Here is a 17,687-nt window from a genome sequence, read left to right on the forward strand (position 1 = left end):
AAAGGCAATAATGAAAACCATTGGCAAATTAGCACAATCATTAAATTTAAATGTAGAAACCATTCGTTTTTATGAACGAGAAGGGCTGATTACACAACCTGAAAAACCAATATCTGGTTATAGACAATATGACGAAACAATAGCAGGACAACTTAGGTTTATCACAAAAGCCAAAGCGCTCGGCTTTACGTTAAGAGAAATAAAATCGCTAATGTCTATGGACAGCAACTGCGCTCAAGTTGAGCTATTAAACCGACAAAAGTTAGCAATCATTCGAGACAAAATTAATGACCTTCAACGTTTAGAGAAAGTAATTGTGGGTATGACAAATACCTGTATGCAAAACGAAGATCCAACACATTGCCCCATAATTGACTCATTAAAATGATTGACTCCGTACTTGTATACGGAGTTTAGAATGATGGTAATATCAACCAATAGACTTTCAAATGATAAATAAAATATTAGACAGAGTAGGCTCTAGTGGCGTTTGGCTAGCGGCACGGCCTGCCTCCCTGCATTAAGGTCACTTGCATCGGCATTAGGACTAGGCTTCTTCTCTCACTTCGAAGGAATAGCTGTAAATACGCTTTTACCTATTTTTGCATCTTTGGAACTATTGGTAAACTTATACAACTGGCACAAAAATAAAAACCATACCAGAGCTGTCTTCAGCATTCTAGGGCCTGTAGCAGTGCTATTAACGCTTTATCCTCTTTGGCTATATGATTGGAGCACATACCTATTTTACTTTGGTATTTGCTTAATGGTCGTTATGTCGGTTTTGGATATCGTAAAACCAGTAAGGGAGCAAACATGCAACGTATGGCTAATTGCCGTCGTTGAAACGATTAACGGTCAATATCTGCTTTTCGCTCAAATAAAACCCAAAAAATGGCTCATATAGCTATCTAGGTTAACGCTTTCAAAAAACAGAAGTATATTTCCGATAACTACCTTTGAATTCCTATAAACGGAAGTTTGCTTCCGAAATATAGCAATATTGGGTTAGAAACCGGAAGTTTACTTCCGTTTTGTACTTTAAGATTATAAGTAGGTATCTAATGAAAGCTCGGAAGTCCAACTCGTTTCTACCCCATTGTGTTTTACGTTAGTTTTTCTACACAGCATTCAGTTTAGTATTTGACTTACTTTACCTTATGACAAAAACTCTAGCTATATGGTCAAACTTACTCATCCACTGCAGTCCGTCAAGTTGATAGCTATTCAATAACTAAGTGCCGGTTAATAGCTTTTTTACACTCAAGGGTAAAGCGCCCCCCCATGCCCCTATCTACTTCGAACCTTTTCTTTTCCGAATCGACAAACCTTACAGTTGTTTTTATGTTCTCACCTTCACCGCTCAGGATGAGGGTAAGAGTGTTCTCATCTACCTCTTTGTAACCGAGAGTTAGCTTCTTCTCTCCAGCTTGGTTGTATATGTCATATTTTGGATAGTTGTCATCAACCTCCACAGCGCCTATTTTATCGCTTTCGCCTAGTAGTGGTTCAAGAACAATATCTTGAATAACCTGACAAGCTAATAGGTATAAAGGAGAACCCTGCGCTTGTTTGATGATCGACCTTAGCTGGATGCTTCTATACAGGCCACCAAATGTAGCCCCTTCACTACTGGTCACTAAACTCTCCGCTATTTCATGGGCAGCAACAAACATGTTCAGTATATCCTCTTGTGAGTTGGATTTTTCAGTTGATGGGGTTTCAACCACTTGATTCACTATGGGGGATAACTCTCCACCTAAGAAGTTTGTTAGATGGAGTGTTTCGAAAAAAGCATCTCGGTAGGTATTTATATCTGAGCTATCCAAATTAATCACCCTCATCCCAATTTCATAATGCAGTGTTAGTGCACATTGATTTAAATACTGAATTAGCTGGATGATCAGACTTTCTTTGATGTGCCTGTTCGGCGTTTCTTTGGCTTCTTCGTTTTGCAATAGGTTTAGAGCTTCTTCTAGAAGACTTTCGGTATTCCGAAAGTAGTAGTCAATGGCTCGTATCGCTTCATCACAGACACTTAGTTTACCACGTTTAATTAAACGGTCTTCCGCATACACCTTTGAGTGAATTGCTGGCAAGTCATCTGTTGAAATAAAAGTAAATGCACGGTCAGAGGATAATTTACCAAACTGCTTAATTAAAAGACGCTCACTAACATCATACTCATCTCTAAGGTGTCTATTTATTACTTGCTGCTCCTCTAATTCGGATGGCTTATTTGAGTTGTGAGCTATCAACCATTGAATTAATGTCGTAACACAAAAAACAACAGAAGCCAGCGGTATCCGATAGGTTTCTAATGTATGTTTTAGCCCCTCAGAGAAGCCAGAGACATTTTGAGCCATAGAGACCAATGTCAACACTACAATTAGAGTGAAAAATGGCAACACCCAAAACCAAATGGATTTGTATGGAGGTTGCCTTCTAGCTTTGCTCTTTATTGTGTCCATAAATATTTCTCAGTCAGTAGGTTATGTACTAGCTTACCCTATGAAACCCGTCATAACCAACAGAGTTTGCTTGCGTTGCACATCATCCACACTGCCAGAAAGTCCGCCGTGGCGAGCCGCTTATTCAATACATCACCTAATTCTAACTGAGTTAATTTAACAACCTATGTAACTCAAAATTGTCCAAGAACGAGCTTAAACGACCGTCCGCTTCTCGCTCTAGGTCGAACTTCATTACAGTCCCAAAACAGACGCTAATTGACAGTTTTTGGTTCGCTAGCTAATACATCCTTAATCCACTTACTATAATTGGAAATTCTCACTTGATATGCAGTTGTACCATATAACCCACCCTTAAAATCAGAAATATCGCCATGCGCTAATTGCCAACTTGAAAGCCCTACAAGAAAGGGTATACCACCCTGATAAATGACAGAGGCTCCACCACTATCACCTGAAGCGTGCATTCCCTCTAGAGGTAATCCATTAGGTGCCTTATCAAACCTGAATGTCAGCCAATTAGTTTCTGCATTTTCGATAATATTTTGGAAGTGATTCAGCTGTTTCAAAGATTTAGTCTCAGACTCTTCGCCAATAAGCCCATTACCTGTGGCACCTCTACCAAAAACTGTAACTGTTTTTCCTTGTTCTTTTGTGTTTGTGTAAAGAGTAATCGGTAATACATCGCTCACAGGCGAAGTTAATTTGATTAATGCAATATCACTTCTTGCTTTAAAAAAACTCATTAAAGGCGCTAAATTTCCTTTCAACAAACTTTCGCTAGGTTTTTCAAATTCAGGATGTATGTACACTTTTTCAATTTGATATGTATTTGATCCAATCCTTAAACTTTTACCAATATAATTATAAAAAATGGTATGCGCGACAGTTACAACCCACCTTGGGTTAATTAAAGCGCCATGCCCTTCATGAGGCATATCCACTAAGAAGTTAGGAGCTTCTTTCGACACATAATTCTCAGGGGGAATATCATGCCTTTTTACAACAGCGAGACAGCTAATAGAAAAGACAAATAGAAAAATGAAAAAGAAAGCTTTCATAGTGCGTCCATGTTTTTATGAATGCTTTACAGGCTACCTTGCAAGCTAGGAGAAGGCAACTAATTCGACCGTCTGCAATTCGCTCATAGCAGTCTGCCTGATGAAGTCTAAACGTATTCACTTAAACTGTAAGATCAGATATGAGCTGGTACAACTTGACTTTGTTAACACCAAGCGACTTTGTCGTATCTTAATCACCAAGCGATTCTGTCGTAATCGCTAATTACCAAGGGAATTTGTCGGTCACTTTTTTACGTGTCTGTTAGTGTTTTGTTTTTGGAATACTAGAAGGCATGTTGAGGATGATTGTGATGGATTCTAAAGCTCAACTCACCGTTGACATCATAGCTAAAGTGGTTGAAGGCAGGATAACAATTGCCAATGCTGCTAAGTTACTCAGTAAGTCTCGACGCACTATTGAACGCTACGTAAAGCAATATCAGCAAGTCGGTATTCAATTCGCTGTTCATGGTAACAGTGGCAAAGCCCCACCCAACAAAACGCCGGTATCAATAAAAAAAGTGGTTCAAAAATTGATTAAAGAAAAGTATTTCGACTTGAATCTGCTTCACTTAGCTGAGCAGTTAGCAATCAATGAAAACATCGTAGTTAAGCGCGAGACCCTACGAAGTTGGGCGCATGATATCCACCATGTTAAACGCGCTAAACGAAGACGTAGTAATGTTCGCAAACGCAGAGAACGCATGGAAGCTCCGGGATTAATGATGCAAATGGATGGTAGCCCTCATCGTTGGTTTGGTGATAAAAAGCACTGTTTAGTTATCATGATTGACGATGCTACTAGTGAAGTATACGCCGAGTTCTTTCCTTCAGAAACGACCGTAGGTTGCTTAAAGGTAATGCGAGAATGTATTGAAACCCAAGGTGTGTTTAAAACGCTTTATGTAGACAGAGCTGGTATATTCGGCGGGCCAAAGCGTTGCAACTTCTCTCAAATGCAACGCGCCTGTGAAGAATTAGGTATTGAAATAATTTTTGCTAATTCACCACAAGGTAAGGGGCGTGTTGAGCGTGCGTTTGATACCTTCCAAGACCGACTTGTGCCGGAGCTTAGGTTAAATAATATCAATGATATTGCTGGGGCTAATGCTTACCTTAAACATGTCTTTATTCCTCAATACTGGCAAACTAAAATACAAGTGAAATCGAAACAACGTTCTGAGTTCACACCATTATCAAAACACACCAACCTAGACGATATCTGTGTCATCAAAGATCACCGTAAAATACGTAATGATCATACCTTCAGCTATGACAACAAATTTTACTTGATTGATTCACCTCTCAAATACTCGATTGCCAATCAAAAAATAGAAATTAGAAAAACGAGCAAGAAAGAGTTTACTGCTCACTTCGCTGGACGACAGCTTAAAATATCAGAGGTAAACGAACCAAGTAAACTTGCATCAGAAGACTTGGCTGTACAGAAAAAGCTTGAAGTATTAGCGCTAATTGAGGAGCTTGGAAGTGTCAGTGCAGCCTCACGTCAAAGTGGCGTATCGCGAGATACTATTCACCGTCACTTAAAGCTGGTTAAGCAAGGAGGGGCTGATGCTTTAAAACGTCAAGAGACTCCAAACCTGCGACATAAAAATTGTGTAGATCAAGCGATAGAAGATGCGGTTGTGCAATTCTCAATTGAGCATCCACATCTTGGTCAACAGAAAGTCGCAATGAAGCTGACTGAGTCACTTGGTGTTGATATTAGTGCAGGTGGTGTGCGCAGCATGTGGCTTAGAAATAACTTGAACACTACCGCACTGAGAGTTGAAAGATCGCAAGTGTTACAAGAAACCGCACAAACTGTAGCCAGTTAAATAACTGGCTGGTATGCTATTTACGTCAGAGTCGCTCGGTAATTAGACCGACATAATCCCTTGGTAATCACACTGGTACAACTTGACTAGTACACCATTATGTTTTTAAATTAAAGCTGTTGTTTACTTAATAAACATCCAAATACCGGCAGCGATCATAAACAGGTTTTCTGTTAGGGAGATAAACCCTAGTGGTACGTTACTGTCACCGCCTACACACGCACATTTTAACTCTCGTTTATCTATATAGACTGCTTTTATCACTGAAACAGCACCAACCCCACCTATGAACAATGAAATAGGGGCAATAATATAGGCTGGTAATCCGGCTATCATTCCAATGCCAACAAATGCTTCTAAAAATGGGTAAACATAGGCGTACCTGACTACTTTCATAGCGACTAAGTCATAGGTTATAAATGAATTAGTAAAGCTAAATAAGTCTTGAAGCTTTTGTATTGCTAACACTGCCATTGTTAGGGCTACAAATAGTTCAGCGGTTTGCATTGATAATAAGCTATTATTCGCTGCAAAACTAAATGCCACACTAAGCAAAAAACTAACCGAAAAAATCGCAATCACGGGCGTGTAAGTTGTACCTTCTTGCCCAGCTTTTGGCTTATCAAAGTAATCGCGTAAGTCGTCATAGCCACCTATACGTTTATTATCAATAAATGTTTGAGGTGTAGTTTCTACACTGTGTTGTTTTTTAAATTCATCTGTTTGCTCTCGAGAAGTTAATAGCTGATCATCAACTGTATATCCCTCTCGCTCTAGTAGGTCTTTTGATTTTAAACCAAACGGGCAAATATGCTCATCTGTGGCCATTCTAAAAAGTTGGGCTGATTTACTCATGTTTAGCTCCCTTTTATGTATTGGTATAAAATTTTACTTAGCATTAAAATCCGGTACTGTCCTAGATTGTGCTTGCTCCTGAGTTTCTGCTAGGCCATTTTTCTCTATATCCTTTAGTAACCACTGCATTTCTTTAATCTCACGACGCTGTGCCTCAATAATATTTGTTGCAAGCTCTTGGACTCGCTTATCTTTGATTTTTGCCCTTTCACTGGTGAGTATTGCAATTGAATGATGTGGGATCATCGCCGACATCCATGAGCTATCATCAACAGTCGCTTGTGATCGAACTAAAAATAAACTTCCCGCAAATACGGTAACACTAGCAATGAGTACTGTTATATTTTTCTTTTTATCTTTATACATATTGAGCATGAAAAGTAGCATTATCACTGCCATCATGGCTCCCATATAAAGCGCCATATAAGTACGAGTTTCACTAAAAAAAACATGACTTAGCTGATAAGTATTCAAATACATCAGTACAAACATGACTAATGTTGATGTGGCTATCATTAAGAAAAACTTTAAATACTGCGACATTAGATGGCTCCTTTCTATCATTTACTTTGTATATCATTTACTTTGTATATCATTTATACCAATGGGTAATTCTTACAGGTTATTAGGCGTAAACCCACTATATATTTAATCATTGAATCAATGTTTAATATTACATCAAGAGTTGTGCCATAAGTGTTAAAACTGCTCAGCGTATTTGCTAATATGCTTATAAGTATTCTGCTGTAAATCGTGCGTAAGCATTTCAATATTATATTTATAAAAGCGATCGCCCATTTCCATACCTGGCGTACCAGCAGGCATAGAGGGAACAGAGAGCCCTATCGTCTTTTCAGGATGTTGTTCAGCTAAAAACTGTTTTATATGTTTGGCGGGAACATGACCTTCAAATACAAATCCATCGGCTGAAACGGCTGTATGGCATGACCGCATATTTGGTTTTATTTGATACTGAGATTTAATCGTCCCCATGTCATTGACGTTAATTGCTTTTGTTTGAATATTGTTTTCGCTCAAATGAGCAATCCACTTATTACAACATCCACAATTTTTACTTTTATAAACGGTAAGCTCAATTTTAGGTTTTTCTGAATTCTCATAAGTTATTAATGCTTTATGTTGTTTTTCGATACTTATCGCCGAAAATGACATAGTTAATGATAAAAATAACGCTGAGGTAATGTAGATTACTCGCATTGTTAACTCCTTAATTTGACCAATGAATATGAGTGATTTTCCAACCTGTATCGGTGTTTTTTAATGTGATTGATTCCATTCCCATAGACTTAATATCTTTTCCTTTGTACTTTCCTTGAGTTTTACTTCTTGAAATTGAGTAAGCTATGTCTCCATTTGTGTAAACTTGATGCTCTAGTAGTTCACTATTAACAGCACTTAAGAATTTCATATCCGCTATCATATGATGTTTCGCGTATTCATCTGCAGAACGCTCAACACTTCCGCCTTCAAAAATGATGACATCGTCGGCCAGTAATTTACGTGCAGCTTCGCGATTGCCTTGTTTTAGAGATGCATGAAATAGGCTGACTGTTTTTGCAGCCTCGCTATCAACATTGACAAAGGCCTTGCCTTTTTTTGAATATTTTTCATCGTCATGTGCACTAACAGTAAAAGAACTAACAGTGCTAAAAATTAGTAGCAATAAAATTTTTAAATTAAAGGATTTAATTAACATACGTTTCCCTTTTTATTAATCGTTAAATAGGCGGACCAACAAGTGTGGTAAATACACTTGTTGTAATAAGTACAAACAGGGCAATTACTATTTCAACAGTAATCGAGCGTTTTAATATACTTATATGGTGTTGTTGAGTGATTTGCGGGACTAAAAAAAGCTTATGCCATGCACCTAGGAACAGCATCGCGCTGACGAGTAACAGCTTTAATAAAATTAGTTGCCCATAATCTGATGTAAACAATGCAGAAAATGACTCTAGGTACCGCAGGAGCAGAGTTAAGCCCGAAATAAGTAGTACAAATACAATAACAATAGCGAGTTGACCAAAGTAATGCATTAACCGCTTTACTTCACTGGTAGGTAGTAAAGTGCAGCTTTTGTAAAGCGGCCACAATGACCCTAACCAGCTCGCAATGGCAATAAGGTGAAAGGTTAAAATACTTTTCACTAACCCATTTTCGTTTGCACTGTGCCCAGTAAAAGTGAAGCTATAAGCGATAAACCCAAGCATGATGAGTATAACGGCACCGTTTTTATAACCTGCTACGTTATCATCTGATTCCACATTCCACATACATGCGCTAATTAGAGCAATAATAAGCGCTGGTATTCTAAACCTTGCTTGGTCACCTATGACTGATTGCCAAACAATTTCAAGCATAAAGGGGTCAAACATTCCCATAAAGCCTGATTCAGCCATTGCTCCAGCTTCTATAGGTACTTGTAAAAGTGCAGCAATACTACCTGTAACTACACACGTAATTTGCCAACGTTTTAAGAACTGATGAAAGCTAATTAAGTGATGCTCTGCAACATTGCTGTTGCCACACATAAAGCGCATTAATAAAGTGCCCGCAAGCCCTACAATTGCTATATAGCTTGCTAGTTTTAATAATAGTAAGAGCACTGACCATTCACTTAATTGCATGATGTTGCTACTTAATGATTATGTTTGCTGTGGGTATTAGATTGTTCTTGCATCATCTTATGCGATTCATTTTTATGTACCATAAATCTAAACGTGCCAGTCCTTTTATGTCCATCACCACCCAGTGCTGTCCATTTAACCGTGTAAGTGCCTTGGGCTAGGCTCGGTAATGACCAATTAAAGTCTGTGCTTGGGGTGGCGCTGGGTTTGAAATCAAAGTTTATTGTTTTATTTTTTTCATCTTTGATGATGACTTTTGCTAGCCTTACTTCACCACTAAAAATTAACGAAAGTTCCTCTGGTCCTTGCATTAACATGGCTTCTTGTGCAGGTATTGATTGCTTGAGTGATATATGCGCTGATGCGGAAAATGTAAGCACTAAACCTAAAATGGCTACTGCAGAGTTAAAAAACTTCATAATTACCTCTTATTTAAAATGATTAAAACCAAAATTTAATACCCGCAACAAATGCAGTATTGTTGCTACTTTGTCCACTTGATGTGGCATAGTCGGCGGTATTGCCAAATTTATTGCTCCATTCAACGCCAATATAGGGCGCAAACTGGCGTGTAAATTCATAACGAACCCTAAAGCCAATCGCGCTGCTTGATAGGCCACTTCCAAGCTCGTTTTGTTTATCGTTTTTGCCATAAAGTGTAATTTCGGCTCGCGGTTGTATAATTAGCTTTTGCGTGAGTAGTAGTTCGTACTCTGCCTCTAACGTAAATGCGGTATTGCCTCGCTCACCTACGTATGCTGTCATATCAAGTTCAAACCAATAAGGGGCTAAACCTTGTAAGCCAAAAGCCAACCATTGCCGATTTTCACCTTCTTTATTGTAATCAAGATGAACACCTGCTTGAGTATCCCAATATGCTGATACGGCATGACCCCATAAAATATCGGTTTGGTTTTCTTCAATACTTCCTTCGCTGAAATCACCCTCGGTTTTAATTACCAATCGATCAAAGGTAGTGCCGTACCATGCTTGTAAGTCAAATACACCTGCGTTTGCTTGCTCGTTATATTCAAGACGATCGCCTAGTAATGCGTAAAATGGATGCTCATCAGCGAGTGTTAATCGCTCATTGCCCTCAAGCGCATATGGGCCTTCTGTTAAAGTTGTTCCCGCAGAGTAAGCATGGGGGTCTCTTGCATCTTTAGGTGCACTTCCTCCTTGTGGTTGCATCTTAGCGCTATTCATTTGTGCCATTTCACTTTGCGCTAATAAAGGGAAACTAATTAATGAAGCCCCAGTTAACATTAATAAACTAAATGATTTAGATAGTTTTAATTGTTTCATGATACGACTACCTCTCTAAACATGCCGGCATCCATATGGAATAATAAATGGCAATGCCAAGCCCAGCGCCCTACATCGTGAGGGGTGGTTAAAAAGCTGATTCTTTGTGCGGGTTGAACAGGTATTGTATGACGTCGCACTTGCACATCACCTTGCTCGTTTTCTAAATCACTCCACATACCATGCAGATGCATAGGGTGCGTCATCATGGTATCGTTTTGTAAAATAACTCTTAAACGTTGGTTATGCTTCATATGCACTGGCGTGCTTTTACCAAATTCTAAGCCATCAAATGACCAGCTATAACGTTCCATATTTCCGGTTAAATGCAACTCAATTTCAGCTTCTGGCTCTTGCTGGTTAGTGATCCCTTCAAGTGAGTGTAAATCTGCAAGTGTTAAAACACGGCGACCATTTTTACGTAAACCAATACCAGGATCATCAAGATTTGTTCTAGGCATATCAACGCGCATATCAACTGAAGCTCCATACTCCGTTTTGGCATGACGCACTTTAGGGCTGGCAACTGCCAATGGGTTTTCAGACATACCATGTTTGCTATGATCCATCGCCATTGCACCGTGCTCCATAGCGCTATGATCCATTTCTTTAGAGTTCATACCTGACATGCCAGCCATACCTGCCATTGCAGAATGCTCACCGCCGTGGGTCATATTGCCCATCATATCGGTCATCGTTAACCATTCAACAGGGTCAAGTGCAGGTACTGGCGCATCAATATTAGGCGAGCTTGATAAAGTTCCTTTTGCGTAACCAGAGCGATCCATACTTTGAGCAAAAATCGTATAGGCATCATTTTTAGGCTCAACAATTACGTCGTAGGTCTCACCAGGGCCGAATCTAAATTCATCAACTGTCACTGGTTCAACGTTTTGCCCATCAGCTTGTACAACTGTTAGTTTTAGTTCGGGAATACGAACGTCAAAAAAAGTATTGCTTGAGCCATTAATAAACCTAAGTCTTACTTTTTCTCCAACTTTAAACATTCCTCGCCAATTTGACATTGGCGTACTACCGTTCATTAAAAAGGTCATTGCTGATGCAGATAAGTCAGCTAAATCTGTAGGATTCATTCTCATTTGATTCCACATTTTGCGGCGTTGCAAAGCATTCGAAACACCGCTATTTGAAACGTCATCAAAAAATTCTGGAACAGTGGGCTGATTGAAGTTAAATACATCACTCTGTATTTTTAATTTGCGGAACAGCGCCATTGGGTCATCATCAGTCCAATCAGATAATTGAATAACATGCTCGTTATCTGCACTAATAATATCTTTTTCTCGCGGTTCAATAATTAATACACCGTACATGCCAGTCATTTCTTGAAAGCCACTATGTGAGTGATACCAATATGTACCGCTTTGTTGTAATTTAAATTTATAAACAAAGGTTTCGCCAGGCATAATGCCTTTAAAACTGATACCAGGTACGCCATCCATTTGATACGGTAAAATAATGCCATGCCAATGAATTGAACTCGGTACTGATAACTTATTTGTTACTCTAATAGTAACGTCATCGCCTTCTTTGAGGCGCAAGGTAGGGGCGGGTATAGAGCCATTGATAGTTGTCGCCATACGTACTACGCCAGTAAAGTTAACCGGCGATTCATCTATAACCAGATCAATTACTTTGCCGCTAAGTTCGGGCACAGTGCCTGTTATTGTTCCTGCTACTAAAGATGATGCAGCATGTAATACACTCGGAAAAGCAGCAAGTACACCTCCTGCAATTAAGCCTTGAACAAATCGTCTTCGTGGTGTGCTAACCTGTTGTGATGACTTTTTAAACCCCATTTCCTTACTCCTTCATACCAGAATATGTATTGAGTATAGAAAATAGACCTGTCTTAAACATGACGCGAACATTACAAAGTTGTAATGTTGGTGTCATGTTGCTGTAGTGACAGATACTGCATAATATTTGCAGAGGTAGTTGTTAGGACTTTAATGAAGGAATTGTATGCGCTTATTAGTTGTTGAAGATGAATCAAAGACAGGAGATTATTTAAAACAGGGACTAAGTGAAGCTGGTTTTCAGGTTTCTTTGGCGCGCAATGGACTTGACGGTCATCACCTAGCAATGACCGACTTATTTGATGTAATAATACTTGATGTCATGTTACCTGACGTATCCGGTTGGAAAATTTTACAGTCGCTACGTGAAGCAGATAACAAAACCCCAGTACTATTTTTATCTGCTCGCGATAGTATAGACGATAGAGTAAAGGGGCTCGAACTTGGTGCTGATGACTATTTAATAAAGCCTTTTGCTTTTGCTGAAGTTTTAGCAAGAGTACGCACTCTTATTCGCCGTGGTGTAGTACAAACAGTTGACGATATACTGATAGTTGCTGATTTAGAAATGGATATTCCAAAGCGAAAAATACAACGTGCAGGCAAGCGTATTTTATTGAGTAATAAAGAGTTTAGCTTACTTGAACTATTGTTACGGCGCGAAGGTGAAGTACTGCCACGTTCGTTAATTGCTTCTCAAGTATGGGATATGAATTTTGATAGCGACACCAATGTGATTGATGTTGCCATTCGTAGGCTAAGAGCAAAAGTTGATGATGACTTTACTGTTAAATTAATTCATACGGTTCGTGGTATGGGCTATAAATTAGAGGTTGAAACTGATGGCTATTAAGTCACGGCCTTTATCACTTACGATGCGTGTTGTGTTGTTTGTCGCTGTAACCGTTATTGCGTGCTTAACTTTAGTTGCCACCTTAATAAATAGTTCGATAAAACATCATTTTTTCCAGCAAGATAGTAGTGAACTGCATGTTATTAATCAATCTATTGAATTAGTTTTAAGACAACAGTATAAATCAAACCTGAAACTTAAAAATGAATTATCTAACGCTGTAGCGGGTCATCACGGTGTTTACTATCAGGTAAATACCGCAAAAGGAGAGCTCATTTTTCAAAGTTCTGAACGAGATTTTAGTGATTTTGTAATGAGTGCTAATGCTTCAGCTGGCTTTAACCGTAACAACATTACCTCATGGCAAAATGATACCCACACCTACCGAGCTCTGGTGAGTAATTTAAGTACTGGGCAACAGCAATACAAAATTACTACAGCGATAGACATGAGCTTTCATTTACACTTTCTCAATCAATTTCAACAAAGTCTTTGGGCTATTATGTTTGGCTCTGCGGTACTCATTTTATTGGTGGCTTGGTTTGCTATACATCAAGGATTGAACCCTTTACGAGGTTTGAGTCAGAAAATGCATGACATCCAAACTAATAAGATGGATGTAAGGCTTGATGAAAATAAAGTGCCTATTGAGCTTGTTAATATGGTGCAGTCGTTTAACTCGATGCTCGACAGGCTCCAAGGTGAATTTATTCGTTTATCAAATTTCTCTAGTGATATTGCGCATGAGTTACGTACTCCACTAACAAATATAATCACTCAAACACAGGTTGGTTTATCTAAAAAAAGACAGTTGTTAGAGTATCAAGAATTATTGTTTTCTAATCTAGAAGAGCTGGAACGACTAACTAAGATGGTTAGTGATATGCTTTGGCTTGCAAAAACTCAGAATGGACTGGTTAAACCCGTTCAAAATACTCTAAAAAGCCATGATGAAATTGAAGCATTATTTGAGTACTTTGATGCTTTGGCTGAAGACTCATTGATTACATTTAAGAAAAAAGGTCAAAACCTTTGTTTTTATTGTGACAAATTACACTTTCGCCAATTATTATCAAACCTCCTATCCAATGCAATAAGGTATGCCCCAAAATGCTCATCAATCACAGTAAATAGTGAAATATTTACCGCTGATAAAATATGTATTTCAGTGATTAATACTGGGGAGAGAATACCTTCTGAGCATTTACCTTATTTATTTGACCGCTTTTATCGACCCGATAAATCGCGCCAACGACACAGCGATGGAGCTGGTTTAGGGCTTGCAATAGTTAAAGCTCTAGCGCAAGCAAACGGTGGAAATATAGAGGTCAGTTCAAATAATCAAACTACCAGCTTTAAAGTTTTTCTAAATTTAGCTAAAAGCTAATTATTAAATTTAATAACCCAATGTTTGCTTGTACCTCTAGACTTCCCAGCTTTCATTAAACACCGGTTTATAAACTTAAAGTACAAAACGGAAGTAAACTTCCGGTTTCTAACCCAATATTGCTATATTTCGGAAGCAAACTTCCGTTTATAGGAATTCAAAGGTAGTTATCGGAAATATACTTCTGTTTTTGAAAGCGTTGGCCTAGATAGCTATATGAGCCATTTTTCGGGGTCTTATTTGAGCGAAAAGCGGAGGGTCGGGTAAACTCGTTTTTGGACAAAAATGAGTTAGAGCTGAAGGACGGCTCTGTGCCAAAAGCAGCCCTTGAGTGACTTAGTGATAAAGGCTGCAATGATACGATTGCTGACATTTCACTATTTCTTTTTATGCCTTCTCATTGCCATTAATAGACTGTCATTTAGCTATCGCAACAACTTTGACCTTCTTGAATTGGCGGGCATTTCACTGTTCCATAAGAGCAATATACGCAACAATCGCCTTTCAAAGGCTTTAGGAGAACTTTGCAAGATTCACATTCATAATACCACTGGCAAGCGTTGGTTGGCATTTCTTCAGTTTTACTGAAGCCACACTCAGGGCAAGTAATGGTAGAATTTAACTCTATACTTTGCATGTTTGCTCCTTCAAAGGTTTAACAATGTCTAATACGGACATTACAATCATCAAACAAATACCTACATAAAACAAATAAGTGCTCCATTCGTATTGCCATAGTGGATAGAGGGTTAACAAAACCGCTATAGGGCCAATAACCCCAAGAATACCTCTCGCATGATTTTGGTTTTTATACCAGTTATACAAATTTACCAACAATGCCAGAGTTGCAAATATAGGTAACAAGGTATTTACAGCAATTCCCTCAAAGTGAGAGAGAAAGCCTAATCCTAATGCTGATGCTAACGAGCCGAGTGCGGGGAAGCACCCCGTACAACTAAGAGCCGCAAGCCAAACACCACCTGAGCTAACTTTATCTAAAATCTTATTAATCATTTTTAACGTCTAACATTATTTGAATGATTTGAGTATGAACTCCGTAGGTAGGTACGGAGTCAATACTATTTTAGCGAATCGATTATTGGGCAGTGGGATTGATCGTTATTGTTGCGGCATGAATTAGTCATTTCTTTTATGACGACTTCTAAGCGTTGAAGGTCAGCTATCTTATTTTGAATTACGTTCAATTTCAGCAAGCCTAGGGATTCTACTTTGGCACAATCGCCATCCATTGACATCAATGAAGCCACTTCTTTTAGAGTAAAGCCAAGTGCTTTGGCCTTACAGATGAATTGTAATTGTTTGGTGATTGAGTCGTCATAGACACGATAACCATTTTGAGGTTTTTGAGGCTGTTTTATCAAGCCTTCCCGCTCATAAAACCGTATAGTTTCTACGCCTATATCAAGTTCTTTAGCCAACTTGCCTATTGTTTTCATCGTCCAACCATAAAATCAACTTTAATCATGACATTAGTATATCAATACGAAGTAAAATTGCTCGAACTACAATGACTGGTTTTCACTAAAAGCTGCCCTTAGAGCATTTACGTTAACTCGTCTTGGGGCAGAAATGAGTTAAATCGGAAAGGCAGCTCATGGCACAAATGCGTCTGTTCGATTTGGTTGACTCTATTTGTTCAAATCTGACAGTTTTGGTTAGGTCTTATTAAATGAATTCATTCCGCGCTTATCTTGTTAAGCAAAAATGCTAACTAAATCACTATTAAAAGAAAGTCCGCTTAAGTTATTTTCATTAATCAGAGATTTAAACTCAGCATTGCAATAAAGTGCTGTCCCGCCTTGAATGCATGATTTGAAAACAAGATGTTTGTCTGATTTAAATGATAAGGATTTGAGGCCATCCTCAATACCATTCAGGTAAGCCTTTTCAGTAAGAAATTCGTCTTCTTCTTCGAAAACGAGTGGATTAAATAAAATTAGCTCTTTATCACACCTAAGCGGTATAAATTCCCCGTAAACTTGCAGATAGTTCCCTAGGGCAATATACGCTTTATGGTTCAAAACAAGGTAATTCGAAAATAAGTTTACGTCGTAGGCTTGCTATAAAGCTTCTTTTTCAACTTTGCAGCTAAATCCGTTTTTGACTATATCCGTTATTCTAGTTTTGCCGCTTGGAAAGCCAATCTTGGCTAATATTACTGCTTCTTTATAACTGAGGTTATTTTCTTCGGCAATTTGGTCTGCCATCGATACGATATCTAGGTCAATTATATCGTATGTTCTATCTGGTTTGTGCAATTTATAAATATCGAGTTCCTTTCCCATAAGTAATCCTTTGTGAAGTAATATTTGTGCTTATTAAAGATTAATGAAGCCAGAATATCAACTCCTTCGGCAACGCAAGCAGAACCTCATTGGATACTAGCCAAATTTTATTAGGCTGGATTACTAAAGGAGTGCGCGTTAGTTATACCTATACTCTATTCATTTATTAGCTTTTAATGTAGAACTAGCAACATTTACATAATACAGATTCTCATCTTTGCCTACCAAAGCCCCTAAATATCTTCCCTTATGTAGAGCTCATGACCTTTAAAAGTAAAATAGACAGATTAGAAGGCGATAATCGCCTTATTTATCTTCCATAATATCTTTAAGTGCAATGCGCTTTAGCTTAGTACCATCGCGATACCCTTTTACTAACAATTCATCTAATACAGCGCCAGTGTAGAAGGTATAGCCATTTTCTTCATCAACGGGAAGCTCGTATACAGAGCCTGATATTTGAGGCCAAATCCAATAATTCCCACAGGGTGATAAGTGAGGTAGAACCATTGAACCTGAGCTTACTCTCCATTCATCATCATTTTTCCACGAACAAAACAACACATAGCAGGGTTTGCTATCAATAGTTTGAAACGTTAAAACAACCCACCCTTCTGGCTTGTGTTTCATATGTCACTCCATCTTGTTTACAAAAAAATTTAAGCCTCCATTAACCTTAACTTAATAAACGAGAACACCCCCTCTTTTTTCTTAAAAAAACACAAAAAATAAAAAAAAGCACATATTCACACTCAGTTAATGTTAATTGTAGTGGGGATTTATTGGATTTTAAGACCTAAATCAAAGAAGTTGGAAGAATATAACCTAGCGGTCTGACCAGTTTAACCTTCTCTATTTCTGCAATATCTGCAATCATAGCGACTGCCTTTTGAAAAGCATCAACCTTGCTGGGGCTAGGTGTGAAATTTTAAATTTAAGCTTTTAGGAGCAGCACTGAATATTACTTTCGCTTTGGGTGTTTTACTTGAACATAACAACGTCATGTTAAACACAAACATAAAATCGGTTTGGATAAGGTAAAAACAACTCGAGAAACCTTCATAGTACTTTAAAGATAAATTTTTTTTGAGAATAAATAATTTGCTCGTAGAAAAAACATTGAACTTAACTTTCGAATTTTAA

At 38.3% G+C, this 17,687-nt stretch carries 21 protein-coding genes; 5 read left to right on the top strand and 16 right to left on the bottom strand.

Translation table 11 applies throughout. The annotated features are described in order from the left end of the window. Nucleotides 1-10: 10 nt before the first annotated feature. Entirely contained in the window at nucleotides 11-388 is a 378-nt protein-coding gene (locus MTN97_RS01185; RefSeq protein WP_248473438.1) for a MerR family transcriptional regulator, read from the top strand. A gap of 102 nt (nucleotides 389-490) precedes the next feature. Continuing rightward, nucleotides 491-907 carry a MerC family mercury resistance protein gene (locus MTN97_RS01190; RefSeq protein ID WP_248473439.1) on the top strand — a complete coding sequence of 139 codons (417 nt, stop codon included), beginning with the start codon at nucleotides 491-493 and terminating at the stop codon, nucleotides 905-907. 316 nt (nucleotides 908-1,223) lie between these two features. Here MTN97_RS01190 and MTN97_RS01195 read toward each other — a convergent pair whose 3' ends face one another. Further along, nucleotides 1,224-2,471: a hypothetical protein gene (locus MTN97_RS01195; protein WP_248473441.1), complete on the bottom strand. Its 1,248-nt coding sequence runs from the start codon at nucleotides 2,469-2,471 to the stop codon at nucleotides 1,224-1,226. A gap of 254 nt (nucleotides 2,472-2,725) precedes the next feature. Further along, nucleotides 2,726-3,532, bottom strand: a complete 807-nt coding sequence (locus MTN97_RS01200) for a trypsin-like serine protease (protein ID WP_055018908.1) — start codon at nucleotides 3,530-3,532, stop codon at nucleotides 2,726-2,728. A gap of 302 nt (nucleotides 3,533-3,834) precedes the next feature. Here MTN97_RS01200 and MTN97_RS01205 point away from each other — a divergent pair, with 302 nt between their 5' ends. Next, nucleotides 3,835-5,370, top strand: a complete 1,536-nt coding sequence (locus tag MTN97_RS01205; RefSeq protein WP_214552602.1) for an ISNCY family transposase — start codon at nucleotides 3,835-3,837, stop codon at nucleotides 5,368-5,370. Between the two features lie 123 nt (nucleotides 5,371-5,493). On the opposite strand, the gene MTN97_RS01210 is transcribed toward MTN97_RS01205, so the two are convergent. The 8 genes from MTN97_RS01210 to MTN97_RS01245 all read right to left on the bottom strand — a co-directional run bounded on the left by MTN97_RS01210 (nucleotide 5,494) and on the right by MTN97_RS01245 (nucleotide 11,998). Next, the gene (locus MTN97_RS01210; protein WP_055018909.1) at nucleotides 5,494-6,225 is read right to left on the bottom strand and encodes a MauE/DoxX family redox-associated membrane protein; all 732 of its coding nucleotides are present in this window, start codon (nucleotides 6,223-6,225) and stop codon (nucleotides 5,494-5,496) included. A gap of 33 nt (nucleotides 6,226-6,258) precedes the next feature. Beyond that, nucleotides 6,259-6,768, bottom strand: coding sequence for a DUF305 domain-containing protein (locus tag MTN97_RS01215; RefSeq protein WP_024032683.1), 510 nt, complete (start codon nucleotides 6,766-6,768; stop codon nucleotides 6,259-6,261). A 156-nt stretch (nucleotides 6,769-6,924) separates the two neighbouring features. Continuing rightward, complete coding sequence (locus tag MTN97_RS01220; protein ID WP_064387012.1) at nucleotides 6,925-7,443, bottom strand: DUF411 domain-containing protein; 519 nt, start codon at nucleotides 7,441-7,443, stop codon at nucleotides 6,925-6,927. A 10-nt stretch (nucleotides 7,444-7,453) separates the two neighbouring features. After that, a complete protein-coding gene (locus MTN97_RS01225) occupies nucleotides 7,454-7,942 on the bottom strand; it encodes a YybH family protein (RefSeq protein ID WP_008109928.1) in 489 nt (162 codons plus the stop codon). A 22-nt stretch (nucleotides 7,943-7,964) separates the two neighbouring features. Beyond that, nucleotides 7,965-8,873, bottom strand: coding sequence for a copper resistance D family protein (locus MTN97_RS01230; protein ID WP_064387014.1), 909 nt, complete (start codon nucleotides 8,871-8,873; stop codon nucleotides 7,965-7,967). Between the two features lie 11 nt (nucleotides 8,874-8,884). After that, the gene (locus tag MTN97_RS01235) at nucleotides 8,885-9,292 is read right to left on the bottom strand and encodes a copper resistance protein CopC (RefSeq protein ID WP_248473443.1); all 408 of its coding nucleotides are present in this window, start codon (nucleotides 9,290-9,292) and stop codon (nucleotides 8,885-8,887) included. A gap of 22 nt (nucleotides 9,293-9,314) precedes the next feature. Further along, on the bottom strand, nucleotides 9,315-10,178 hold the full coding sequence (locus MTN97_RS01240) for a copper resistance protein B (RefSeq protein WP_069439208.1): 864 nt from the start codon (nucleotides 10,176-10,178) through the stop codon (nucleotides 9,315-9,317). Beyond that, nucleotides 10,175-11,998: a copper resistance system multicopper oxidase gene (locus MTN97_RS01245; protein WP_069439209.1), complete on the bottom strand. Its 1,824-nt coding sequence runs from the start codon at nucleotides 11,996-11,998 to the stop codon at nucleotides 10,175-10,177. The genes MTN97_RS01240 and MTN97_RS01245 overlap by 4 nt, the downstream gene beginning before the upstream one ends. 166 nt (nucleotides 11,999-12,164) lie before the next feature. On the opposite strand from MTN97_RS01245, the gene MTN97_RS01250 reads away from it, so the two are divergent. After that, the gene (locus tag MTN97_RS01250; protein ID WP_004588805.1) at nucleotides 12,165-12,851 is read left to right on the top strand and encodes a heavy metal response regulator transcription factor; all 687 of its coding nucleotides are present in this window, start codon (nucleotides 12,165-12,167) and stop codon (nucleotides 12,849-12,851) included. Then, entirely contained in the window at nucleotides 12,841-14,238 is a 1,398-nt protein-coding gene (locus MTN97_RS01255) for a heavy metal sensor histidine kinase (RefSeq protein WP_248473445.1), read from the top strand. Before MTN97_RS01250 ends, MTN97_RS01255 begins: the two co-directional genes overlap by 11 nt. Nucleotides 14,239-14,659: 421 nt before the next feature. Here MTN97_RS01255 and MTN97_RS01260 read toward each other — a convergent pair whose 3' ends face one another. The 6 genes from MTN97_RS01260 to MTN97_RS01285 all read right to left on the bottom strand — a co-directional run bounded on the left by MTN97_RS01260 (nucleotide 14,660) and on the right by MTN97_RS01285 (nucleotide 17,174). After that, nucleotides 14,660-14,875 (bottom strand): GDCCVxC domain-containing (seleno)protein, encoded by a 216-nt coding sequence (locus MTN97_RS01260; RefSeq protein WP_076916053.1) that lies wholly within the window; start codon nucleotides 14,873-14,875, stop codon nucleotides 14,660-14,662. After that, nucleotides 14,863-15,252 carry an organomercurial transporter MerC gene (gene merC, locus MTN97_RS01265; protein ID WP_024601094.1) on the bottom strand — a complete coding sequence of 130 codons (390 nt, stop codon included), beginning with the start codon at nucleotides 15,250-15,252 and terminating at the stop codon, nucleotides 14,863-14,865. Before merC ends, MTN97_RS01260 begins: the two co-directional genes overlap by 13 nt. A 65-nt stretch (nucleotides 15,253-15,317) precedes the next feature. Then, a complete protein-coding gene (locus MTN97_RS01270) occupies nucleotides 15,318-15,695 on the bottom strand; it encodes a MerR family transcriptional regulator (RefSeq protein ID WP_010557530.1) in 378 nt (125 codons plus the stop codon). Between the two features lie 258 nt (nucleotides 15,696-15,953). Continuing rightward, nucleotides 15,954-16,280, bottom strand: coding sequence for a hypothetical protein (locus MTN97_RS01275; protein ID WP_055011433.1), 327 nt, complete (start codon nucleotides 16,278-16,280; stop codon nucleotides 15,954-15,956). 39 nt (nucleotides 16,281-16,319) lie between these two features. Continuing rightward, nucleotides 16,320-16,544: a hypothetical protein gene (locus tag MTN97_RS01280; RefSeq protein WP_055011434.1), complete on the bottom strand. Its 225-nt coding sequence runs from the start codon at nucleotides 16,542-16,544 to the stop codon at nucleotides 16,320-16,322. 306 nt (nucleotides 16,545-16,850) lie between these two features. Further along, nucleotides 16,851-17,174, bottom strand: a complete 324-nt coding sequence (locus tag MTN97_RS01285) for a hypothetical protein (RefSeq protein ID WP_024032696.1) — start codon at nucleotides 17,172-17,174, stop codon at nucleotides 16,851-16,853. Nucleotides 17,175-17,687 lie beyond the last annotated feature (513 nt).

The organism is Pseudoalteromonas sp. 2CM36K (assembly GCF_023161865.1).
Taxonomy (GTDB): Bacteria; Pseudomonadota; Gammaproteobacteria; order Enterobacterales; family Alteromonadaceae; genus Pseudoalteromonas; species Pseudoalteromonas tetraodonis.

What these genes read in the sequence shown, in the direction of transcription:
- MTN97_RS01245 (WP_069439209.1), bottom strand. Translation starts at nt 11,998, where the DNA reads ATGGGGTTTAAAAAGTCATCACAACAGGTTAGCACACCACGAAGACGA.
- MTN97_RS01210 (WP_055018909.1), bottom strand. Translation starts at nt 6,225, where the DNA reads ATGAGTAAATCAGCCCAACTTTTTAGAATGGCCACAGATGAGCATATT.
- MTN97_RS01255 (WP_248473445.1), top strand. Translation starts at nt 12,841, where the DNA reads ATGGCTATTAAGTCACGGCCTTTATCACTTACGATGCGTGTTGTGTTG.
- MTN97_RS01280 (WP_055011434.1), bottom strand. Translation starts at nt 16,544, where the DNA reads ATGGGAAAGGAACTCGATATTTATAAATTGCACAAACCAGATAGAACA.
- MTN97_RS01285 (WP_024032696.1), bottom strand. Translation starts at nt 17,174, where the DNA reads ATGAAACACAAGCCAGAAGGGTGGGTTGTTTTAACGTTTCAAACTATT.
- MTN97_RS01185 (WP_248473438.1), top strand. Translation starts at nt 11, where the DNA reads ATGAAAACCATTGGCAAATTAGCACAATCATTAAATTTAAATGTAGAA.
- MTN97_RS01230 (WP_064387014.1), bottom strand. Translation starts at nt 8,873, where the DNA reads ATGCAATTAAGTGAATGGTCAGTGCTCTTACTATTATTAAAACTAGCA.
- MTN97_RS01205 (WP_214552602.1), top strand. Translation starts at nt 3,835, where the DNA reads ATGATTGTGATGGATTCTAAAGCTCAACTCACCGTTGACATCATAGCT.
- MTN97_RS01200 (WP_055018908.1), bottom strand. Translation starts at nt 3,532, where the DNA reads ATGAAAGCTTTCTTTTTCATTTTTCTATTTGTCTTTTCTATTAGCTGT.
- MTN97_RS01270 (WP_010557530.1), bottom strand. Translation starts at nt 15,695, where the DNA reads ATGAAAACAATAGGCAAGTTGGCTAAAGAACTTGATATAGGCGTAGAA.
- MTN97_RS01235 (WP_248473443.1), bottom strand. Translation starts at nt 9,292, where the DNA reads ATGAAGTTTTTTAACTCTGCAGTAGCCATTTTAGGTTTAGTGCTTACA.
- MTN97_RS01220 (WP_064387012.1), bottom strand. Translation starts at nt 7,443, where the DNA reads ATGCGAGTAATCTACATTACCTCAGCGTTATTTTTATCATTAACTATG.
- MTN97_RS01195 (WP_248473441.1), bottom strand. Translation starts at nt 2,471, where the DNA reads ATGGACACAATAAAGAGCAAAGCTAGAAGGCAACCTCCATACAAATCC.
- MTN97_RS01250 (WP_004588805.1), top strand. Translation starts at nt 12,165, where the DNA reads ATGCGCTTATTAGTTGTTGAAGATGAATCAAAGACAGGAGATTATTTA.
- MTN97_RS01215 (WP_024032683.1), bottom strand. Translation starts at nt 6,768, where the DNA reads ATGTCGCAGTATTTAAAGTTTTTCTTAATGATAGCCACATCAACATTA.
- MTN97_RS01240 (WP_069439208.1), bottom strand. Translation starts at nt 10,178, where the DNA reads ATGAAACAATTAAAACTATCTAAATCATTTAGTTTATTAATGTTAACT.
- MTN97_RS01260 (WP_076916053.1), bottom strand. Translation starts at nt 14,875, where the DNA reads ATGCAAAGTATAGAGTTAAATTCTACCATTACTTGCCCTGAGTGTGGC.
- MTN97_RS01225 (WP_008109928.1), bottom strand. Translation starts at nt 7,942, where the DNA reads ATGTTAATTAAATCCTTTAATTTAAAAATTTTATTGCTACTAATTTTT.
- merC (WP_024601094.1), bottom strand. Translation starts at nt 15,252, where the DNA reads ATGATTAATAAGATTTTAGATAAAGTTAGCTCAGGTGGTGTTTGGCTT.